General features: G+C 57.5%; 16 protein-coding genes and 1 pseudogene. 8 read left to right on the top strand and 9 right to left on the bottom strand.

Annotation, left to right across the window (positions count from 1 at the left end; genetic code table 11):
* Window positions 1-99 precede the first annotated feature (99 nt).
* From JD108_RS11725 to nikR, 4 genes are all read left to right on the top strand, one after another.
* Window positions 100-1710: an SWIM zinc finger family protein gene (locus tag JD108_RS11725; RefSeq protein ID WP_198826272.1), complete on the top strand. Its 1611-nt coding sequence runs from the start codon at window positions 100-102 to the stop codon at window positions 1708-1710.
* The gene (locus JD108_RS11720) at window positions 1707-4577 is read left to right on the top strand and encodes a DEAD/DEAH box helicase (protein WP_198826271.1); all 2871 of its coding nucleotides are present in this window, start codon (window positions 1707-1709) and stop codon (window positions 4575-4577) included. Before JD108_RS11725 ends, JD108_RS11720 begins: the two co-directional genes overlap by 4 nt.
* Window positions 4578-4584: 7 nt before the next feature.
* A complete protein-coding gene (locus JD108_RS11715) occupies window positions 4585-4761 on the top strand; it encodes a hypothetical protein (protein ID WP_198826270.1) in 177 nt (58 codons plus the stop codon).
* A 196-nt stretch (window positions 4762-4957) separates the two neighbouring features.
* Window positions 4958-5371 carry a nickel-responsive transcriptional regulator NikR gene (gene nikR / locus JD108_RS11710; RefSeq protein WP_198826269.1) on the top strand — a complete coding sequence of 138 codons (414 nt, stop codon included), beginning with the start codon at window positions 4958-4960 and terminating at the stop codon, window positions 5369-5371.
* Here nikR and JD108_RS11705 read toward each other — a convergent pair.
* From JD108_RS11705 to JD108_RS11670, 8 genes are all read right to left on the bottom strand, one after another.
* Window positions 5361-5969: an ABC transporter ATP-binding protein gene (locus JD108_RS11705; protein WP_198826268.1), complete on the bottom strand. Its 609-nt coding sequence runs from the start codon at window positions 5967-5969 to the stop codon at window positions 5361-5363. The two genes, nikR and JD108_RS11705, sit on opposite strands and share 11 nt — an antisense overlap.
* Window positions 5959-6876: an ABC transporter ATP-binding protein gene (locus JD108_RS11700; RefSeq protein WP_198826267.1), complete on the bottom strand. Its 918-nt coding sequence runs from the start codon at window positions 6874-6876 to the stop codon at window positions 5959-5961. The genes JD108_RS11705 and JD108_RS11700 overlap by 11 nt, the downstream gene beginning before the upstream one ends.
* A gap of 14 nt (window positions 6877-6890) precedes the next feature.
* Window positions 6891-7724: an ABC transporter permease gene (locus JD108_RS11695; protein ID WP_198826266.1), complete on the bottom strand. Its 834-nt coding sequence runs from the start codon at window positions 7722-7724 to the stop codon at window positions 6891-6893.
* A complete protein-coding gene (locus JD108_RS11690) occupies window positions 7708-8730 on the bottom strand; it encodes an ABC transporter permease (protein WP_198826265.1) in 1023 nt (340 codons plus the stop codon). The genes JD108_RS11695 and JD108_RS11690 overlap by 17 nt, the downstream gene beginning before the upstream one ends.
* Window positions 8723-10336: an ABC transporter substrate-binding protein gene (locus JD108_RS11685; protein ID WP_228728124.1), complete on the bottom strand. Its 1614-nt coding sequence runs from the start codon at window positions 10334-10336 to the stop codon at window positions 8723-8725. Before JD108_RS11685 ends, JD108_RS11690 begins: the two co-directional genes overlap by 8 nt.
* A 136-nt stretch (window positions 10337-10472) precedes the next feature.
* Window positions 10473-11150, bottom strand: coding sequence for a DNA/RNA non-specific endonuclease (locus JD108_RS11680; protein WP_228728123.1), 678 nt, complete (start codon window positions 11148-11150; stop codon window positions 10473-10475).
* Window positions 11151-11224: 74 nt separating this feature from the next.
* A complete protein-coding gene (locus tag JD108_RS11675) occupies window positions 11225-12568 on the bottom strand; it encodes a serine hydroxymethyltransferase (RefSeq protein WP_198826264.1) in 1344 nt (447 codons plus the stop codon).
* Window positions 12569-12715: 147 nt separating this feature from the next.
* On the bottom strand, window positions 12716-13366 hold the full coding sequence (locus JD108_RS11670) for a GntR family transcriptional regulator (protein WP_198826263.1): 651 nt from the start codon (window positions 13364-13366) through the stop codon (window positions 12716-12718).
* A 245-nt stretch (window positions 13367-13611) separates the two neighbouring features.
* Here JD108_RS11670 and JD108_RS11665 point away from each other — a divergent pair.
* The 4 genes and pseudogenes from JD108_RS11665 to JD108_RS11650 all read left to right on the top strand — a co-directional run.
* A pseudogene (locus JD108_RS11665) lies at window positions 13612-13947 on the top strand (dehypoxanthine futalosine cyclase); the annotation flags it as partial.
* Between the two features lie 16 nt (window positions 13948-13963).
* Window positions 13964-14263: a hypothetical protein gene (locus JD108_RS11660; RefSeq protein ID WP_198826262.1), complete on the top strand. Its 300-nt coding sequence runs from the start codon at window positions 13964-13966 to the stop codon at window positions 14261-14263.
* Window positions 14264-14472: 209 nt separating this feature from the next.
* Complete coding sequence (locus JD108_RS11655) at window positions 14473-15576, top strand: nitric oxide synthase oxygenase (RefSeq protein WP_198826261.1); 1104 nt, start codon at window positions 14473-14475, stop codon at window positions 15574-15576.
* A 111-nt stretch (window positions 15577-15687) separates the two neighbouring features.
* Complete coding sequence (locus JD108_RS11650; RefSeq protein WP_198826260.1) at window positions 15688-16860, top strand: chromate transporter; 1173 nt, start codon at window positions 15688-15690, stop codon at window positions 16858-16860.
* Window positions 16861-16949: 89 nt separating this feature from the next.
* Here the strand turns inward: JD108_RS11650 and JD108_RS11645 are convergent, their stop codons facing one another.
* A complete protein-coding gene (locus JD108_RS11645) occupies window positions 16950-18194 on the bottom strand; it encodes an efflux RND transporter periplasmic adaptor subunit (protein WP_198826259.1) in 1245 nt (414 codons plus the stop codon).
* Window positions 18195-18196 lie beyond the last annotated feature (2 nt).

The raw sequence follows: 18196 nt of genomic DNA, 5'->3' as shown, positions 1-18196 counted from the left end.
CAATACTATTGGATGAAGTCAAGCGGTCACTCCCTTTTCCATTTTCCCGCTCTTTTCGCTATAATGGAGGGATGACACTTGGCACGGAGGCATACCTGCATGTTGCAAAGAGAACTGACGCGAGAACAAGTCAAACAACTGGGTGAACAGGTCCTCGCAAACATGGAGGCGGCGATTGTCGAGAGGGGATACGGCTATTTCTCCGATGGGTTCGTCTTCAATATTCGGGTGGAGCAAAACAAGCTGGTCAGCGATGTTCAGGGCTCCCAGGTATACCACGTCACGATTGATCTGGGCAGCTTTGCAAGCAGCAGCTGTACCTGTCCCTACGCTCGGCTGTGCAAGCACATCGCGGCTACGTTTTTTCAGGCGTATAGCGTATTTGAAAATCCACGCGCTTTCATGAACAAGCTGCATGAGCCGCGGCCCTTGGCTTTTACCTCATCTATTCTGGCCCCTGCCTATAAGAGCAACCCCCGTGCGCGGAAAAACCTGGCGCAGCCGACCGTTGGCGGCGCCGCTCTCGCCCCTGAGAGCAGTATCGGCGAGTGGTGGCAGTTCCTGACGAAATGGACGCGTAATCTGCCTGCAGCCATGGAAGCCTCCCGCGCGTCGACGGAGCTGTTTTCCAGCTATGAAAACGCACTTGGCATCGCCAGTTCATGGCCGGATGACCTGGCGCAGCTGTTTTCCGTCCATGCCACTCTGTTTCATCTCCATCTCCTGCAAGCATTCGCAACCGATTACCGCCATTCGCAATGGACGGGAGACTTGACGCAGACGGCTGAGAGACTGGTGGAATATCTCGAGGGCACCCTCTACGATCTGGATGCAGAGCGGCTGTGGCGCGATCGCCGCTCTCACCTCCAAGCCAGCTACGAGAAGCTGAAGAACTGGAAGCACCAGGACGTCACCCATCTCTACGGACTTCTCGCCTACCGGCTGATCTGGACCGAGCTGCTTACACAGCCCGGCTGGGTGGACGAGGAGCTGGAGGCATTGGAATCATGTCTACGCGATCCCGCGCTGCCCGCCGCCAAACGGGAGCAGTATGCATGGCTCCGGGGACATTTTTCCGTGCTGCGGAGGGAAGACGATGAAGCCTTGCGGGTTTGGCTGCGATCTGTGCGCTTGCCCCTTTCATTTTACATGCCGTATTTGAAAGAATTCGCCCGCAACCAGGAGTGGCAGCGTTGTCTGGCGTGGATCAATCGGATCGGACCGTTGATCGGCCGCTCGGAAGCGTCCGAATACCGACTGGTCTCGGCGATCTGGCGAGAGGCCCTCATATCGCTGAACCGGATGGATGAGTACGGTGCCGGTTTAAAACGGTTCCTGCCGGCCAGCTACCATGATTACGCCGCTCACCTCTACCAGCAGGGGGAGTATCGCGCGTGGATCGATCTGCAAATGACGTTTCAGGGTCTTCCGCTCGGCGCCGCCGACCAGCCAAAAAGGGAGCGTGCGATCGAAGAAAAGGAACCGCACTTGCTCATTCCCATGCTGGTGCGTGACATCAACCGGCTGATCGAGGAGCGCAACCGCACAGGCTACCGGGAAGCGGTAAAATTGCTGAAAAAGGTACGCGCCTGTTTTCAGAAATCGAACCAGCAGGAGCGCTGGGAGCAGTACATCGACCGCCTCGCTGCAAAGTACAGCCGTTTGCGTGCTTTTCAGGAGGAATTAAGGAGAGGAAACTTGCACCTATGAATGCTGTTTTAGAGATGTTTCTGACAGGAGAACGCTTGAGCGACGGACATTTCTTGATCAAGGCTGCCAGTCCCCAGGGAGAGGCGATACCGCCCGGGGAGGCCGCTAGCGTATTGTTCGCCTGGGATGATCGTTCTTTTTACGGGACGTTTATTGAAACGACGGAGAACGGTCTTCTTCTCGGTCCCATGGACGCCCTCTCCTTTTTTACGCAGCCCCACTGGCTCTCTCATCTCTCCTATGAGCTGAGTCCGGAGCTCTCGCAATATCAGCAGGTGGCACAACGGATCTGGCAGGCTCTATGCACCGGAGCATATCTCCCCAATCTTTGCGAGTGGAAGCAGGGGCGCGTCGGCTGGAAGCTGCCCGACACGGAAGAGCCGCTCCCGCTGGAAGGCGAGCGCTGGCTCTCGGATGTGCTGGCGGAGCTATTGTCACAGCCGGGAGGCGCCCAATACGCCTGGCAAAACCTGCAGCGTCACTATCCTGCGCTCTTGGTTCACGGCGAAGAGATCGCAGCAGACATGAACGAGGCGGACTGGCTGCAAGCGATCGGCCTGCTGCCGGATGATTCGCCGTTTCGGACGTGTCTGCAGCTGGTGGAACCGGAGGATGGGGAGTCGAAGTGGGGGATCAAGCTGCTCCTGCAAGATCGGGAGCAGTCCGAGCGACTGACTGAATTGCCTGCAGCGGTCTGGAGCGCGGAAGCGGACCTTTCCCTCCCCGACGATTGGGAGGCGTACAGGCATCGCCTCAGCCGCGATGTGCAAAGATGCCGCGAGATCCTCGTCTGGCTGCCAGAGGCCATCGCCCAGGCAGATCACGTGATACGGGCCGGATCCGCTATCCTTCCGATTACAAACGAGCTGGCCTGGACCTTTTTGACGGAAGGCAGTCTGCAGCTGGTGAAAGCGGGCATCCATGTATGGCTGCCTGCATGGTGGGAACAGGTAAGACGGACCAAGCCCCGTCTGCGGCTTCACGTCTCCTCGCGAACGGGCGGGCAGACCCCCGCTTTTTTCGGCATCGGTCAATTGATGGATTTCCAGTGGAAGCTGGCCGTCGGTGCGCTGGAGCTGGATGAACAGGAATTCTTAGCGTTGCTGGAACAAAAACAGAGGCTGCTCAAGGTGCGCGGAGAATGGGTCCAGCTGACGCCCGGACTGTTCGCCCAATTGCAGGAAACCCTGCGGCAAACGACGGGCAAGCATGGCCTGTCGCTGCGGGAAGTCATGAAGCTGCATCTGCTCGGCGCAACGGGTGGTGACGCGGACGCCGAAACCGACACGCCTTCTCCCCTGCCGCTGCCTGTCGAGGTGGAGGTTAACCGTCAGCTTTTCCAGTTTCTATCGCAGCTGCAAGATACAGGACGGATTCCTTTGATCGATCCGCCCGCAGGCTTTGCGGGCACGCTCCGCAGCTATCAACGGGAAGGCAGCTCCTGGCTGCTGTTTTTGCGCAAATACGGGCTGGGAGCGTGTCTCGCCGATGACATGGGGCTGGGCAAGACGATCCAGTTTATCACCTATCTGCTCGCGGTCAAAGAGCAGGGCATCGCCTCTGCCCCTTCCCTGCTCATCTGTCCGACTTCGGTCATAGGGAACTGGCAAAAGGAGCTGGAGCGCTTTGCGCCTACGCTGTCTGTCTATGTCCACTATAGCGCCTCGCGCAAAAAGGGGCAGGCTTTTTGGCAGGCGGCCGAGCAAGCCGACGTGGTCATTACCTCTTACTCGCTCGCATTTTTGGATGAATCCGAGCTGGATGCCGTCGGCTGGGACACCATCTGCCTGGATGAAGCGCAGCATATCAAAAACGCGCAGACCAAGCAGGCGACCGCCATCCGCAAACTGAACGGCCGGCACCGGATCGCCTTGACCGGCACCCCGATCGAAAATCGCTTGAGAGAGCTCTGGTCCATCTACGATTTTCTCAACCCCGGCTATCTCGGGACCCTGCAGGATTTTTCCCAGCGCTATGTGCTCCCGATCGAGCGGGATCACGATCAGGAACGGATCGCAGAGATACAGCGGCTGATTCAGCCCTTCTTGCTGCGCCGGGTGAAGACGGATCCGCAGATTCAGCTCGATCTGCCGGAGAAGAGTGAGATCAAGGAATACGTGCCGCTGACGGCCGAGCAGGGCGCGCTGTACGAAACGCTGATCCAGCGCATGTTCGATCGGCTCGATGAGTCCTCTCCCATGCAGAGGCGCGGCCTGATTCTGACGACGCTGACCCGTTTGAAACAGCTCTGCGACCACCCGGCTTTGATCGATCGTTCAGTGGTTGCGGCAGGAGAAGAAAAACGTTCGCCCAAAGTGGAGCGATTACTGGAGCTGTTGCAGGAGATTCGCGAGAAAAAGGAGCGCAGTTTGATTTTTACCCAATACATCGAAATGGGCAGATTGCTGCAGCGCGTTCTGGAGAGGGAAGGATACGGCCCTGTCTTCTACCTGAACGGGTCGACACCCAAAGAGCAGCGGGACGAGATGATCGCCCGGTTCCAAGATCCGGAGACACCTGATGAGCAGCGCCCTTCTGTCTTTCTCCTCTCCTTGCGTGCGGGCGGCACCGGCCTGAATCTGACCGCAGCCAATCATGTCTTTCATATCGACCGCTGGTGGAACCCCGCCGTGGAGAACCAGGCGACAGACCGCGCCTACCGGATCGGGCAGGAGCGCAATGTTCAGGTCTATAAATTTATCTCGCTGGGGACAATCGAAGAGCGGATCGATGAGATGATGGAAAGAAAGCTCCATTTGAGCCAGCAGATTGTGGGCAATGGAGATAACTGGATTACGGAGCTGTCTACTGAGGAGTTGCGCGAACTGTTCCTGCTCCGCCGGGAATGGCTGGAGCTGAAAGGATAGAGGACGTATGGACGATCAAAAACGGTATGAACGACAGGAAAAGACAACAGCGGGAGGGCCGGGGCAGACGGCGGCGCCACTCTCCTCTCCGCCCGGATCGCAGCCTCCGGAAAATAATCGGCTGCCCGATCCATGGCGCCGCTTTTACGAGGAAATCCAAAAGGCTGTAAAAGACCGATCCTAAACGCATCGATCCAGCTGCGTCCGGTGAGCCAAACTGTTCTCGCCGGACTTTTTCCATTTTGCTCGGGCCTGCTCATCTCCCGCCTCAACCTGTGATGCGGCGATACCCGCCTTTCTGAAAATATGCTACACTTTTTCATAGAGTGAAAATACCCTATGGGGCATTATGACGGCGTTTTTATTAGGAGTGATACCAGTTGTCAGATTCGACGTTAAAGCGCTTTGGCGTCTCGATGGATGAAGAGTTATTGGCGCAGTTCGATCGGATGATCCGGGAAAAAGGGTACGAGAATCGCTCCGAGGCGGTCCGCGATCTCGTCCGCAACGCGCTGGTGAAACAGTCCTGGGAAGACGATGAACAGATGGTCGCCGGGACGATTCTCTTATTTTACGACCACCATCAAAGCGATCTCCTGCATGAGCTGACCGCGATTCAGCATGAGATGCACCACGGAATTATGGCCACCACCCATTTTCACCTGGACCATCATCACTGTCTCGAACTGATCGTCGTCAAGGGCAAGGCAAAGGAGCTGCGCGGCTTCAGTGACCGGATGATCAGCATGAAAGGCGTCAAATACGGAAAGTTTACCGTAGCCCCTATGAAGTAAACTGTGTAAAGTCGACGACCCGGTGACAAATCCGGCGGATGAGATGACGGTCGTGGCTGATGACCAGCACGCCCATCCGGCGCTGCTCGGCGATCGCAAGTACGCTCTGCCAGATCTGTGCCTGCGTAATGGCATCCAGCATCGTCGTCATCTCGTCTGCGATCAAGAATTTCGTGTCCGGCCCCAATGCCCGGGCCACTGCAAAACGCTGCAGCTCTCCCCCGGACAACTCATGGGGCGCGCGTGTGAGCCACGCTTTCTCAATCCCCAGCGCATCCAGCAGCTCATCCCCCGGATTCCCTCCCTCCTCCAGCACGCTTTTCATGCGCCAGCGGCCATTTACTGCTTTCTCCGGATGCTGAAAAACCATCTGCACGGGATGAGGGCCGCGAGACGGAACAGGGCGCTGATCCAAACGGATATGTCCCTCGTGGGCGGACTCGTAACCAGCCAGGATGCGGGCAAAGGTCGTCTTGCCGCTTCCGCTCGGGCCCAGCAAGCCGACGACCTCCCCCTCGCCCAGCGACAGACTCACCTCGCGAAACAGCCAGGAGCCTTTCTGATAGGAAAATCCGACATGACAAGCTTCAAGTAGCATGGATGCACCTCACACTTCCGCCGCGCAGCGCTCTATGCTCGGGCCGCTCCTTGGCGCATTCGGCAGTCGCCTGATCGCAGCGCGGCTCAAATACGCAGCCGGGCGGCAGGGCATCCGGAGCAGGCTGACTGCCGGGTATCGGCTGAAAATCATTCTGCGGCAGCGCTCGCCACAAGGCCCGGCTGTATGGATGCCGCAGCCGCTCTCCCCGTCCCGCAAAGTCGGAGGCAGGTGCGATTTCTACGGTTGTACCGGCATAAAATACGGCGATTCGGTCCGCGATCCGCAGAGCGGACTCCAGGTCATGCGTAATCAGCATGACTGCGGACCCCCGGTCGGCACATTGGCGAAAAAGGCGAAGCGCTTCTTCCATCACGGATTCATCCAGACCGGGTGTGGGTTCGTCGGCGATCAACACCTTGGCTCCGCTGACCATTGCCATCGAGACCAGCACCCTGCGGGCCATCCCCCCCGACAGTTGAAAAGGGTACATCTCCTCCACTCCAGGATCGAGCCGGAACTGCTCAAACACCTCTTGCTGCGCCTCGAGCGGATCCTTGTCCCTGACCGCTGTCCGCACCTGTGCGCCCGCCTTCATCAGCGGGTCGAGGTAGGAGACCGCTTGCGGGATCAGCGCGATCTCCCTCCCCCGCAGCGCGGCTTGCCGCTCGGGAGTCAGCGGCTCGCCATCATAGACAATCGTCCCGCCCATCTTCGCGTGATCCGGCAATATCCCCAGGATGGCGTGGGCCAGCAGGCTTTTGCCGGAGCCGCTGGAGCCGACGACGGCGAGAATCTCCCCTGCTTCCAGACTGAGATCCAGGCTGATGATGGCCTGCGTGGTGGTTTGTTTCCCCCTCCCCTGTAAAAACGAGATCGACAACTGCTGGACTTCCAGAATGGACATCCGGGCTCACCTCCTCAATGTTCATAGGCTCTTCGCGGATCACTCAGCCTGCGCAGATTTTCCCCGATCACATCGAACAATCGGACGAGGACGAGCAGCGAGAGACCCGGGAAAAAGGCCAGCCACCACATTCCTGTGGAGAGATAGCGCATGGACTCGGACAGGATAATGCCGATGGCCGGTTCATGCGGAGACAGACCCAGCCCGATGAAGGTGACCGCTGCCTCATGCAAGATCGCATGAGGAAACAGCAGCAGGAGACCGACGGCGAGCTGGGGGATCAGGTGCGGCAGCATATGCCTGGTCGCAATCCACCAGCGCGACTTGCCCAAACGGCGCGATATTTGCACATAATCCGCCGAGCGCAGCTGCATCACTTCCGCGCGGATGATCCGTGTGAGATTGGGCCAGTGCGTCAGGGCCACGCCGATGACTACGCCTTTCAGACCTCCGCCGAGGGCGAAAGCGATCAGGATCAGCGTGACCAGATGCGGCACGCTAAGGAAGAGGTCCACCAGCCAGGAGATCAGCCTGTCCGCTGTCTTGCCACCTGTGGCCGCAGCCATGCCGAGTGTCAAGGCGATCAGCGTGCTGCAGAGCGCAGCCAGCATCCCGACCCCCATGCTGAGGGCGAGCCCCTTTACTGTGCGGGTCAACATATCCCGCCCCAGCCAGTCCGTCCCGAATGGATGGGCGAGCGAAGGCGGAGCATTGCGCTGCGACAATTGCGCGGACAGCCCTTCGTCGCCGACCAGAAGGGCCCAAAGCAATATGCAGGCGAGGAGTGTCGCAGCCAAACCGATCGCCCTCGCCATGCGATATCTGAGATGGTTACCTGGAGGGTTCATACCGATCTCCCCTCCTCATCCGCGGGTCGACGATGCGATACAATAGATCCGCGAGGGTGTTTCCCGTGAAGACGAACAGGGCGCTGAAGAGGACGAGCCCGAGCAGCAGCGGCACATCCCCGCGCAGCCCGGCTTCTACGGTGGCTTGTCCCAGACCGGGATAGGAAAAGACCTGCTCAGCCAGTACAGCGCCCCCGAAGAGCTCGCTGAATGCGGCAAACTGCAGAGTGATCGCCGGCAGCGCCACATTGCGCAGACCGTGCCGCCAGAATAACAAAAAGCCGCGCTCTCCCCGCGCACGGGCGAACAGGATGAAGTCGCTGTTCCATACATCGATCAGTTTCTCTCTCGTATGCAGCGCCATCGGAGCTACGCCGACGATGCTGAGCGTCAGCGCGGGCAATATCAAGTGGCGCAGGCGGTCGGCGAGCGTGACGTCTTCCGCCAGCACGCCAGCCGGCACGCCCATGCCGACAGGGAACCAGCCGAGCCAGACGGCAAACACCATCAGCAAGAGCAGCCCCAGCCAGAAAGCCGGGGTGGAGGCAAGCGTATAACAGTACCAGCGAATCGATCGGTCGAGCCACGCGCCTTTATTCATGGCGGCGACGACGCCCAGCGCGAAGCCGATGACGCCCGAGGCGATCCAGGCGGCGCTCATCAAAGCCAAGGAGCTGAGAAAACGCTCCTGGATGACCTCTGCAACCGGGCGGCGGTAGATCATGGAGGTCCCGAGGTCGCCCTGCAGCACAGCGGAGGCCCAATGTCCAAACTGCTCCATGACCGGTTTGTCGAGGCCCCAATACTGGGCGATCTGTTCTCGCTGCTCCGGACTTACCCGCATCATGTCCGCACCGACGTATGCTTGAATCGGATCGATCGGCGAGCTTTTGACGAGCAGAAAGGAAAGCAGGCTGATGGCCGCCAGGAGGGTGGCCAGCCTAAGCAGCTTCTTGGCCAGAAAAAGCCCAAGGGCATGAGCGGTACTCGTCTTCACACTATTCATTCCATTTCCATTCTGTGATGTTGTCCGTCACCGGCCAGCCGTGCCCATGCGGGTGGATGCGCTGTTTGCCGATATCCAGGCGGTCATCGACGAGGTAGAGGTGGTCCACATTGACCAGCCAAGCCCAGGCTGCATCCCCTCTGGCGCTAAACCCCGTCTCTCCATCCCACTGCGCTTTTTTCCAGTAAGCCAGCGCTTCCTCTTCCGTCGCTTGGGCCAGCGCTTGCATGAGATAGGCATCTACTTTTTCATTTTGGTAAAAACCGGGGTTGTAGTACTCCACTCCCGCTGTTTTGCTGCTGTAGAGATTGTACATTTCGAGCGGATCATGACTGCCCCAGCCGAAGAGGACCGCTTGAGCGTGCATCTGCGATTTGATTTCATCCCAGCTCTTGCCTTCGACATGGATCCGGATGCCGATTGGCTTGATCATGTCGGCGACCGCGATCGCGAGCGACTGACGGGTCACATCGCTCGCCGGATAGAGCAGCGAGAATTCTGCTTTCAGCGTGCCTTTTTCGAGGATGCCGTCTCCGTCCTCGTCCCGCCAACCGGCCTGGGCCAGGATTTTTCTGGCCTCTTCCGGATTGGCGTCGGAGATCACGGTCTCCGGATTCCACCACGGCAGTCCGTCGCTCGATGTATAGGCAGGCGTACCGTAGCCCTCCAACAGTCCGTCGACCAATCCCTGACGGTCCACCGCGATGTTGATGGCCTTCCGAATCGCCGGGTCTGCGGTAATGTCATTGCCGATGGGAGCGCCCTCTTTTGTTTTTTCTCCGGCAGGAACCACCGGAAAGACAATGCCCCGGTTGTCTACGCTGTGGACGGCTGTAAGACGCATGCCCGGCACGTTTTGCCGGCTCAGCGAAGCCGGAATCGCGGCGACATCTACCGCTCCGGCCTTGGCAGCGGCGAAAGCCGCATCTTCTCCGAGGAACAGGAAGGTGATTTGCTCAAAGAACGGTTTTGTGCCGTAATAGTCTGGATTGGCCTGCACGATCAACTGCTGGCCCTTGTCCCATTGCACCAGCTTGTAGGGGCCCGAGCCGATCGGCTTTTCTGCGTAATCCTTGCCGTGGGCGTGCTTGGGCACAATCCCGGTCGTGCTCAGTACATGGACAAACGTAGACTGAGGCTGTTTCAGCGTGAAGCGCACGGTCTTCGGATCGGCGGCCTCTACCTGATCCAAGTTCTGCAAATCGATGACGGAGCCGCTCTCCGCAGCCGTGGCAAATGTGTATGCGACGTCGTCAGCGGTCAGGGGATGACCGTCGGAGAACTTCACATCTTCGCGCAGGGTGACCGTCCAGATCAGACCGTCGCCGCTCACTTCATATCCCGTAGCCAAATCATACTCGATGCCGAAATTTTCATTCCGCTTTACGAGGGTGCTTTGAAAAAGCGGCGAGCCATAGCGCCCCCACCCCGTTGTCGGGTCGAAGCCATTTTCGGGTTCTCCCCCTACGGCCAAGACCAGTTGTTTTTTCTCCTGAACGTTCTGGGCCGTATCCCGTCCCTCTGGTTTGGATTGCCCACAGCCGGCAAGCAAACCGGAAAACACAAAGCCCAGGGCGATCGTCCATCCCAGCCATTTTCTCTTCACTTGGCGCTGACCTCACTTTGCATGAATAAAGTGTTACGAATGATCAAAATCATAACACCGATTATAACAAAGATTCCCTACGCTGCACAGTGAGTCCGCGGCCGATGTACAGAACGCGCTGCCTTTGCACCCCGTTTCAAGCCAAGCGGATATCTTCCAGATTGTTGATGACAACTGCTTCTTGTCTGATTGGCCGCTTCGTCTCGCCCCGTCTGTCCGCATCAACCGCGCGGACCAGCAACGGATTTCGCTCATAGAGCTCGGGCCGGAAGTTCACCTCCGCCTGCTCCGTGATCGTCGAGAGCGGGACCTGATAAGTCGCAAGCCGCTGATAGCCGCAGTCGCCCTGCAGCCGGTCGGGTGTCTGCCTGATGAGAAAGGAGAGACAGGTGATCTCCGTATTTTCCTGCAAGAAAAACACCGTTTTCCAAAAACCGAACGGAACCTTGACCTGACAGCCCGGCTCCCCTTGTACACCGCAATATTCCTCATCCTCTTCTTTCAGAATCGGCCCGGTATAGACCAGCAGCCTATTGGGCTCCTTCATCCGGCTGAGTATCCAATCCTCCAGGCAGTTCCAGATCCCGGTATTGAACGAATGATGCTGCAGGGCGATATTGGCGTAGCAAAACGAATCGTAGTTGGCTCTGGCCGCCTCTTCGTATGTGCCCCAGCAGATATCCTTGCGCCTCGTCAGATGCCCCTTGTCGTAATCGTTTTGCCTGTAAAATTCGTTGCCGATTTGCAAAGCATGTCGGTATTTGGTAACCAGGCGAAAAAAAGAAGCCGCCCGCAGGTGCGGGACAGCTTTCAAGTTGATGGGGAATTACCTGGTTTTCATTGAGTAAACGTACACTTGCCTACCATGCCCTCATCATCATGGATCCACTAATCGAAGCAGTAATGAATCTTCTGATAGGCACGGCGCATCTCGACGACTCGCTGACGCGTCTGCTCCGGCTTTTCCTGGCCTTCCAGGACAGAGACAAACAAATCGGCGATCGTCTCCATTTCAGCTTCCTTCATGCCGAGACGCGTCACTTCCGTGGTACCGATCCGCAAACCGCTGGGGTAATCCCAGTCCTCCGGTTTGTCGCAGGGAATCAGGTTCTTGTTGGTTATGATATTGGCTTTGGCCAGTTCCTGCGCCACTTTGAGGCCGCCTCCGTAGGCGCGAACATCCAGAATAATCTGATGCGTGCGCGTGAACCCTTTATGCGCCCCCAGGACCGCAAAGCCTCGATCGGACAGCGCTTTGCCCAGGGCTTGTGCATTGGCGACGATTTGCGCCATGTACTCGTTTCCATAGGCCAAAAATTCTGCCGCGGATGCCGCCAGCGCTGCGACCCGATTGACCTGGTGCGTCGCAGCCAGTGCCGGGAAGATCGCGTCGGTGACGGGTCTTGTCAATTCGGGATCATTCCAGACGATAATGCCGCTCTGCGGGCCGCTGAAGGTCTTTCCGGCAGAACCGGTGAGGATGCACGCGCCTTCCTGAAGCGGGTCCTGGAATTGGCCGCCGCCGATCAGTCCGAGCTGGTGAGCGCCGTCAAAAAAGATGCGCCCTCCCCATTCGGAGACGATCTGGGACATCTCCCGCACCGGCAGCGGAAACAGCGTCATCGATGCGCCCAAGGATACCAAACGGGGCTTGATGCGGCGGGCAGCCTCTGCAAACTGGTCGAGATCGACCTCCAACTCCACGGGGTCCATCGGGACATCGTGAATCTGCAGACCACGAATCCCGGCGGGACCGTCCACGCGATTGCTGGAATGTCCGCCGAATGGCTGGGAGATCGTCATCACGTGATCGCCCGGCTTGGTCAGGGCAGCATAGACCGTCATATTGCCGAGCATGCTGGCGACGAGCCGGTGGTCGGCGTAGTTGCAGCGAAAAACGCGCTTCAACAGCTCTACGCATAAGGCTTCGATCTCGTCGATGTACTTCGTCCCGGCAAACCAGCGTTCGGTCGGGCCGATATGTCCTTCGGCAGCGCGCGTCCCTACCTCTGCGGACAGCAGCTTGCGCACGGTGGGACTCGTGGGCGCTTCGGGAGCCAGCAGATTGAGGCACTCTTCGCCTCTCCAGATTTCGTTTCGCTCCACCGCCTGTATGACCTCTCGCTGCATCATCCGGGGAGAAGAACACTGATCGAGCAAATCGCGCGCCCATTGCAAAACCTTCGCATCATGTACCTCAACTGTTTGTGCAGAAGTCTGATTGGCAGCCATCGCCATCCCTCTTTCCCTGTTCGATTTTCGATCCATTTTTAGAGTCACAGTATTGGCATTCGTCCACTTAAAACCAATATATCGGATATTGGTTTATGATGTCAATACAAAACAGCTCCCAACCGTTTGGAAACGGCGGGAGCTGTTTTACGACTCTTCGGTGAGCACACGGCCCAGACTTAACCAATTCTCCTCCATAAGTTGTGATGCAAGCCCGGCATCCTGCGCCTGGCAGGCGGCGATAATGGCTTGATGCTGCTCGACAGAACTGAGGCCTGCCAGAGATCCGAACTTGGCGAATTCCAGCCGGCGGATTTTCGGGACGATGCGCTCCAGCGCGAGGGCGATCTCCCCATTTTTGCTGACCTCCAGGAAGACCTGATGAAAGGCGTCATCGGCTTCGACCGCGGCCTGCATATCCTGCTGCTGCATAGCTTCTTGCAATCGCTGATTGTGCTGCTCCAGCGCTGCCAGATGGGCTTCCTCCAGCGCGGGTACGGCCAACCGGGCGGCCAGCCCATGCAGGGTGGCAGCTACGGTAAATGCGTTCTTGGCTTCCTCGATCTGGATCGGCGTGACCCGGGTGAGCGAGCCGGGCGCCGACTCCACCAGTCCTTCGTCCTCCAGCCTTTTGAGTGCTTCGCGCACAGGCGTACGGCTGACTCCGAATTCCGCTGCCAGATCGCTGTCCTTGATCCGCTGTCCGGGCTCCAGCTCCAGCGTGACGATCGCTTTTTTTAGGTAATCATAAATCTGATCTCTCAGTACGGGACGATCCAATGGTTTAATGATTTTCATGAAACCAATATATCGGAGTGGAAAATAGGTGTCAACCAATGCTGCGGGTAAAGTATGCCCAACTGGAGAATTGGGATGACGAACTCCTCGTTCTATGGTAGGATAGATCGATTTCTCTAAATTCGTGAACCCCTATATGGAAATGAAGGAGGCCTGCATCATGCAGACAGTGGACCTTCCCGCAGATCATCATGCACTCCTTTTCCCCGGCGGAGATTCAAAAAATGAAAGTGCTCTCCGGTCTGCGGGTGGAAAAATCGAAGCCGGAGGAGTACCTGAAAATGGTCGCGATCAACCGGATCATGCTGGACAACATCGACAACCTCCAGGCATCCTGGGTCACGATGGGACCTGATATTGGCAAGCAATCTCTCTCCTACGGGGTGAACGACTTTGGAAGTACGATGATCGAGGAGAATGTGGTGTCGGCAGCCGGCACGACCCATAAAGTGAACATTGATCTCATCCTTCGCCTGATCCGCGAAACAGGAAACATACCCGCTCAGCGAAATACGCGGTATGAAATCCTGCGCATCTTCCCTGATAACGAAAAAGCGGATCGCGATTTCGTCATGCAAAACGAAAGGGTGAAGACTTATGGCATTTGGCATTACCCGAGAGGAATTGAATCGGTGGAAAGAAGCTGTGGCGCGGGGGGAAATCGCTTTTTTGACCCATTATTGGCGCGACCCCCGCTTTCCCGGCATCACGACGGTGACCAAGGTCGGCTGTGCGGATCTCGGGAAGCTGGCCTCCTGGTGTGAGCGCCATCAGTTGAATCCGCGCTATATCCATCACCGGCCGCCCTTCCCCCACTTCGATCTGATTGGTTCGCGGCAAAAGGAGATACTGCTTCAGGAAAATATGCGGGATCATGTGGAGCGGTTTCGCCTGTAAAAAATCGCAACCTGTGCCTCTTCTCTTTCTTGGGCAGCTCTGTTTTCCTGTTAATGGAACACAGGGCTGCTTTTTACTATCGGTAAAAATTTCGAAGAACGTTCATTCCCTTTCCAGAGTCGACCCAAAAGGACATGCTATGCTAGATGTGCATGTGTATGCATGGCTTACACACGGAGATGTCCGGCCAACCAGATCAGGTTTAGCCAATGGAAAGGGTGGTTGTTATTACACATCGACTATGGAATGAAGCCAGCACGTTTATTCGCGAGTGCTATACCTTTTTACACAAACCGGAATCAGACATCGAGGCCCGCCTCCGGCAAATCCAGCAGGAGATCGAGCAAACCGGCACCTACGAACATACCTACGATGAGCTTCACTACGGTGCAAAAGCGGCATGGCGGAACAGCAATCGCTGCATCGGACGGCTGTTTTGGCAAACCATCCATCTCTTCGACGAGCGCAAGGCGGAAACGGCAGAAGAGATACGCGATGCGCTCCTCCGCCACATCGACTACGCGACCAATGACGGACGAATCCGGCCGGCCATCACCGTCTTTCGTGCAGCGACGAACCCAATGGAGAGCATACGCATCTGGAATCACCAGCTGATCCGCTACGCAGGCTTCGAGACAGAGGCAGGCGTTGTGGGCGATCCTCACTCCGTCCCCTTTACCAAAAAATGCCTGGAGTTGGGATGGAAAGCGGATGCAGAACCGTATCGCATCCTGCCGCTCGTGATACAAATCGGCGACCGACCGCCCGCACTGTTTGAGATACCCGGCGACCACGTCCTCGAAGTGCCGATCGCTCATCCGGAGTATCCCTGGTTCGCCGAGCTTTCTTTGCGTTGGTACGCGGTGCCGATCATCTCCGAGATGCGTCTGGAGGTAGGCGGGATCTCCTATACGGCGGCACCCTTTAACGGATGGTATATGGAAACGGAAATTGGCGCGCGAAATCTGGCTGACGAAGATCGCTTCGACCTGCTCCCGACTGTCGCCTCCCGCATGGGACTGGATATGTCGAGCCATGCGACGATGTGGAAGGACAAAGCCCTGATCGAGCTGAATGTGGCGGTCCATCACTCGTACAAGGCAGCGGGAGTCAGCATCGTCGATCATCATACGGCTGCTCAGCAGTTTAAACTGTTTGAACAGCAGGAAGAGGACGCGGGTCGCCGTGTCACAGGGGACTGGACCTGGCTCATCCCCCCGGTATCGCCCGCTACGACGCATATTTTCCATAAAACCTATGACAATACCTGGCACAGTCCCAACTTTGACTACCAGGACAAGCCGTACGGATAGGAAGGGAAAAAGAATTGGTTCGCCGGCCGTTCCGATCTATAATTATAGGGGGATTCTGTCCATTTACCCGATTCTCGATTCTATTACGCTAGAGAAAAGGCGGGACTCTCATTGGCACGTACGCTGCAAGAAATTTTCCTCATCTCCACAAAGCTAGGCCTAACCTCCTTTGGAGGACCGATCGCTCATCTCGGCTATTTTCATGAGGAGTATGTTCGCCGCCGCAAATGGATCGACGATGCCAGCTATGCCGATCTGGTGGCTCTCTGCCAATTCCTCCCCGGTCCCGCCAGCAGTCAGGTGGGAATCGGGATTGGCGTCTTGCGGGGCGGCGTCTGGGGAGGAATCGCCGCATGGCTGGGCTTTACGCTCCCCTCTGCCCTCCTGCTCGCCCTCTTCGCGTACATCCTCCACCTGGGGTCTTTCGGCGATGCCGGGTGGATTCACGGACTGAAGCTGGTGGCTGTCGCGGTCGTCGCGCAGGCGGTGCTTGGCATGGGCCAAAAGCTGGCCGTGGGCAAAATGCGCGCAAGCATCGCGGTACTCACCGCTTCCGTCGCCTTGCTGTGGCCGACGGCTGTCACCCAAGTCATCCTGATACTACTGGCGGGCCTGCTGGGCTGCGTTTTGTGGAGAGATTCCTCGCAAACGGCCCCGGCCAATCTGCACATCCCGATCAGCCGCAGGTTTGCGCTTGGCTGCTTGCTGCTCTTCTTCGCTTTTTTGCTCGTCTTGCCTTGGATCAGCCGAAGCAGCGGCGTCGCCTGGCTCCAACTGTTTGATTCCCTCTATCGCGCCGGATCGCTGGTCTATGGCGGGGGACATGTGGTGCTGCCGCTGTTGGAAAGAGAGTTCGTCCCGACAGGCCTTTTGTCCAGCGAAGACTTTCTCGCAGGGTACGGCGCCGCTCAAGCCGTTCCTGGGCCGCTTTTTACGTTTGCCAGCTATCTCGGGGCGATGGTCGGCGGCCCATCCGGTGCAATCGTCGCCACGCTGGCGATCTTCCTCCCCGCATTTTTACTGGTGATCGGGTGCTTGCCCTTCTGGGATGTATTGCGAAGCCATCCGCGTGCACAGGGAGCCCTCGCCGGGATCAATGCGGCCGTCGTCGGAATCTTGCTGGCTGCCTTGTATAATCCGATCTGGACGAGTACCATTCTCTCGCCTGCGGATTTCGCGATGGCCGCGATCCTGTTTGCCCTCCTGGTTTTCTGGAAGCTGCCGCCATGGGTGGTCGTCGTGATTGGCGCAACCGGAGGCTGGTTATTGTCCATCCTGTCTTGATGATGGGGTAAAAAAAACTGTGCCCGCAGCTTGCCTGCGACAGCACAGTTTTTTTGATTGCCTCCGTGATGAAAAAGGCGCACTCTCCATTACTTGCTCTTATTGATGATGGATACCTTTTTGCCGTCCTGCAAAAGTGTTTGCCCTCTGACGACGATTTGATCGCCTTCGGCCAGGCCGGACTGGATCACGATCAGGTCGCTTGTTTCTTCGCCGGTCGTCACTTCCACCATTTTGGCGGCCTCTCCTTCGATCCGGTATACATAGCGCTTTCCGTCGCGATCGAAGACCGCTTTGCGCGGGATGACCAGCTGCTCGTTTTGAACGGCAGCCTGGCCGGCGAAGGTCACGTTGACCACCATGTCGGCCTTCAGCTCGCCATCTGGATTCGGGATGGTGATCTCGATCGGGTATGCCTTCAACTGCTGGTTCATGACCGGGCTGACCGCGGTTACCTTTGCTTCCACGTCCTTGGAGAGGACCGGAATGCTCACTTTCACGGCCGTACCCACACTCACCTTGGTGATGTCTGCTTCAGACAGGTTCGCCTTTACCAACAGCGGATTGGTCTTGACGATCACGACGACCGGGCTTTGCGGACCAGCGATCTGTCCGACGGCACCATTGACGCTGGAGACATAGCCGTTGATCGGAGCCGTCACGACGGCATTGGCCAATTGTTCTTTTGCGTTTTGCAGAGCGACGGCAGCCTGGTTAAGCGATGCTTCAGAGACTTGCAGGTTTGTCTTCTGCTGCGACGTTTCCCATACTTGCTTTGCGTTTTCAAAGGCGGTTTGGGCGTTGGTCAAAGCCGTATTGGCTTGCTCCATCTGCTGAGAGGAGATTGCCCCCTGTTCAAACAACAGCTTCATGCGCTGCTGGTTGAGCCGCGCGTCCGCCAGCGCTTGCTCCGCTTGCTTCAGCGAGTTGCGTGCCTGCACCAAGCCTTGATCGGTGCTGCTTCCGGATTGCTTCAGCCCGGCCAGGGCCACCTTGTAGGCAGCTTCCTGCTGAGCGACGGTATTGGCCAGGTCTTGCTGATCCAGCTTAAACAACACCTGCCCCGCCGATACGGAGTCACCGAGCTTCACTGGAAGATCGATAATCTTGCCGCTGATCTTGGGACTGATTTGCACCTCTTCACTCGGAGCCAATTTTGCCGTGATCCCCGATTCCGAGCTGACCGTCCCTTTTTTCACTTGATCCACTTCTACTGGCGTCGCGCTCTCTTCCTGCTGCTGTGTATCCGTAGGAGCCGCTTCTGGCTGTGAGCAGCCGGCGACCAGCAACACCGCCGACAAAGCCAGGATAACCGGTTGTTTTTTCACGTTCATCC

It is taken from the genome of Brevibacillus composti, assembly GCF_016406105.1.
GTDB lineage: Bacteria > Bacillota > Bacilli > Brevibacillales > Brevibacillaceae > Brevibacillus > Brevibacillus composti.
Note: the sequence above shows the minus strand (reverse complement) of the source record. Positions and strands in the feature narration are given on the sequence as shown.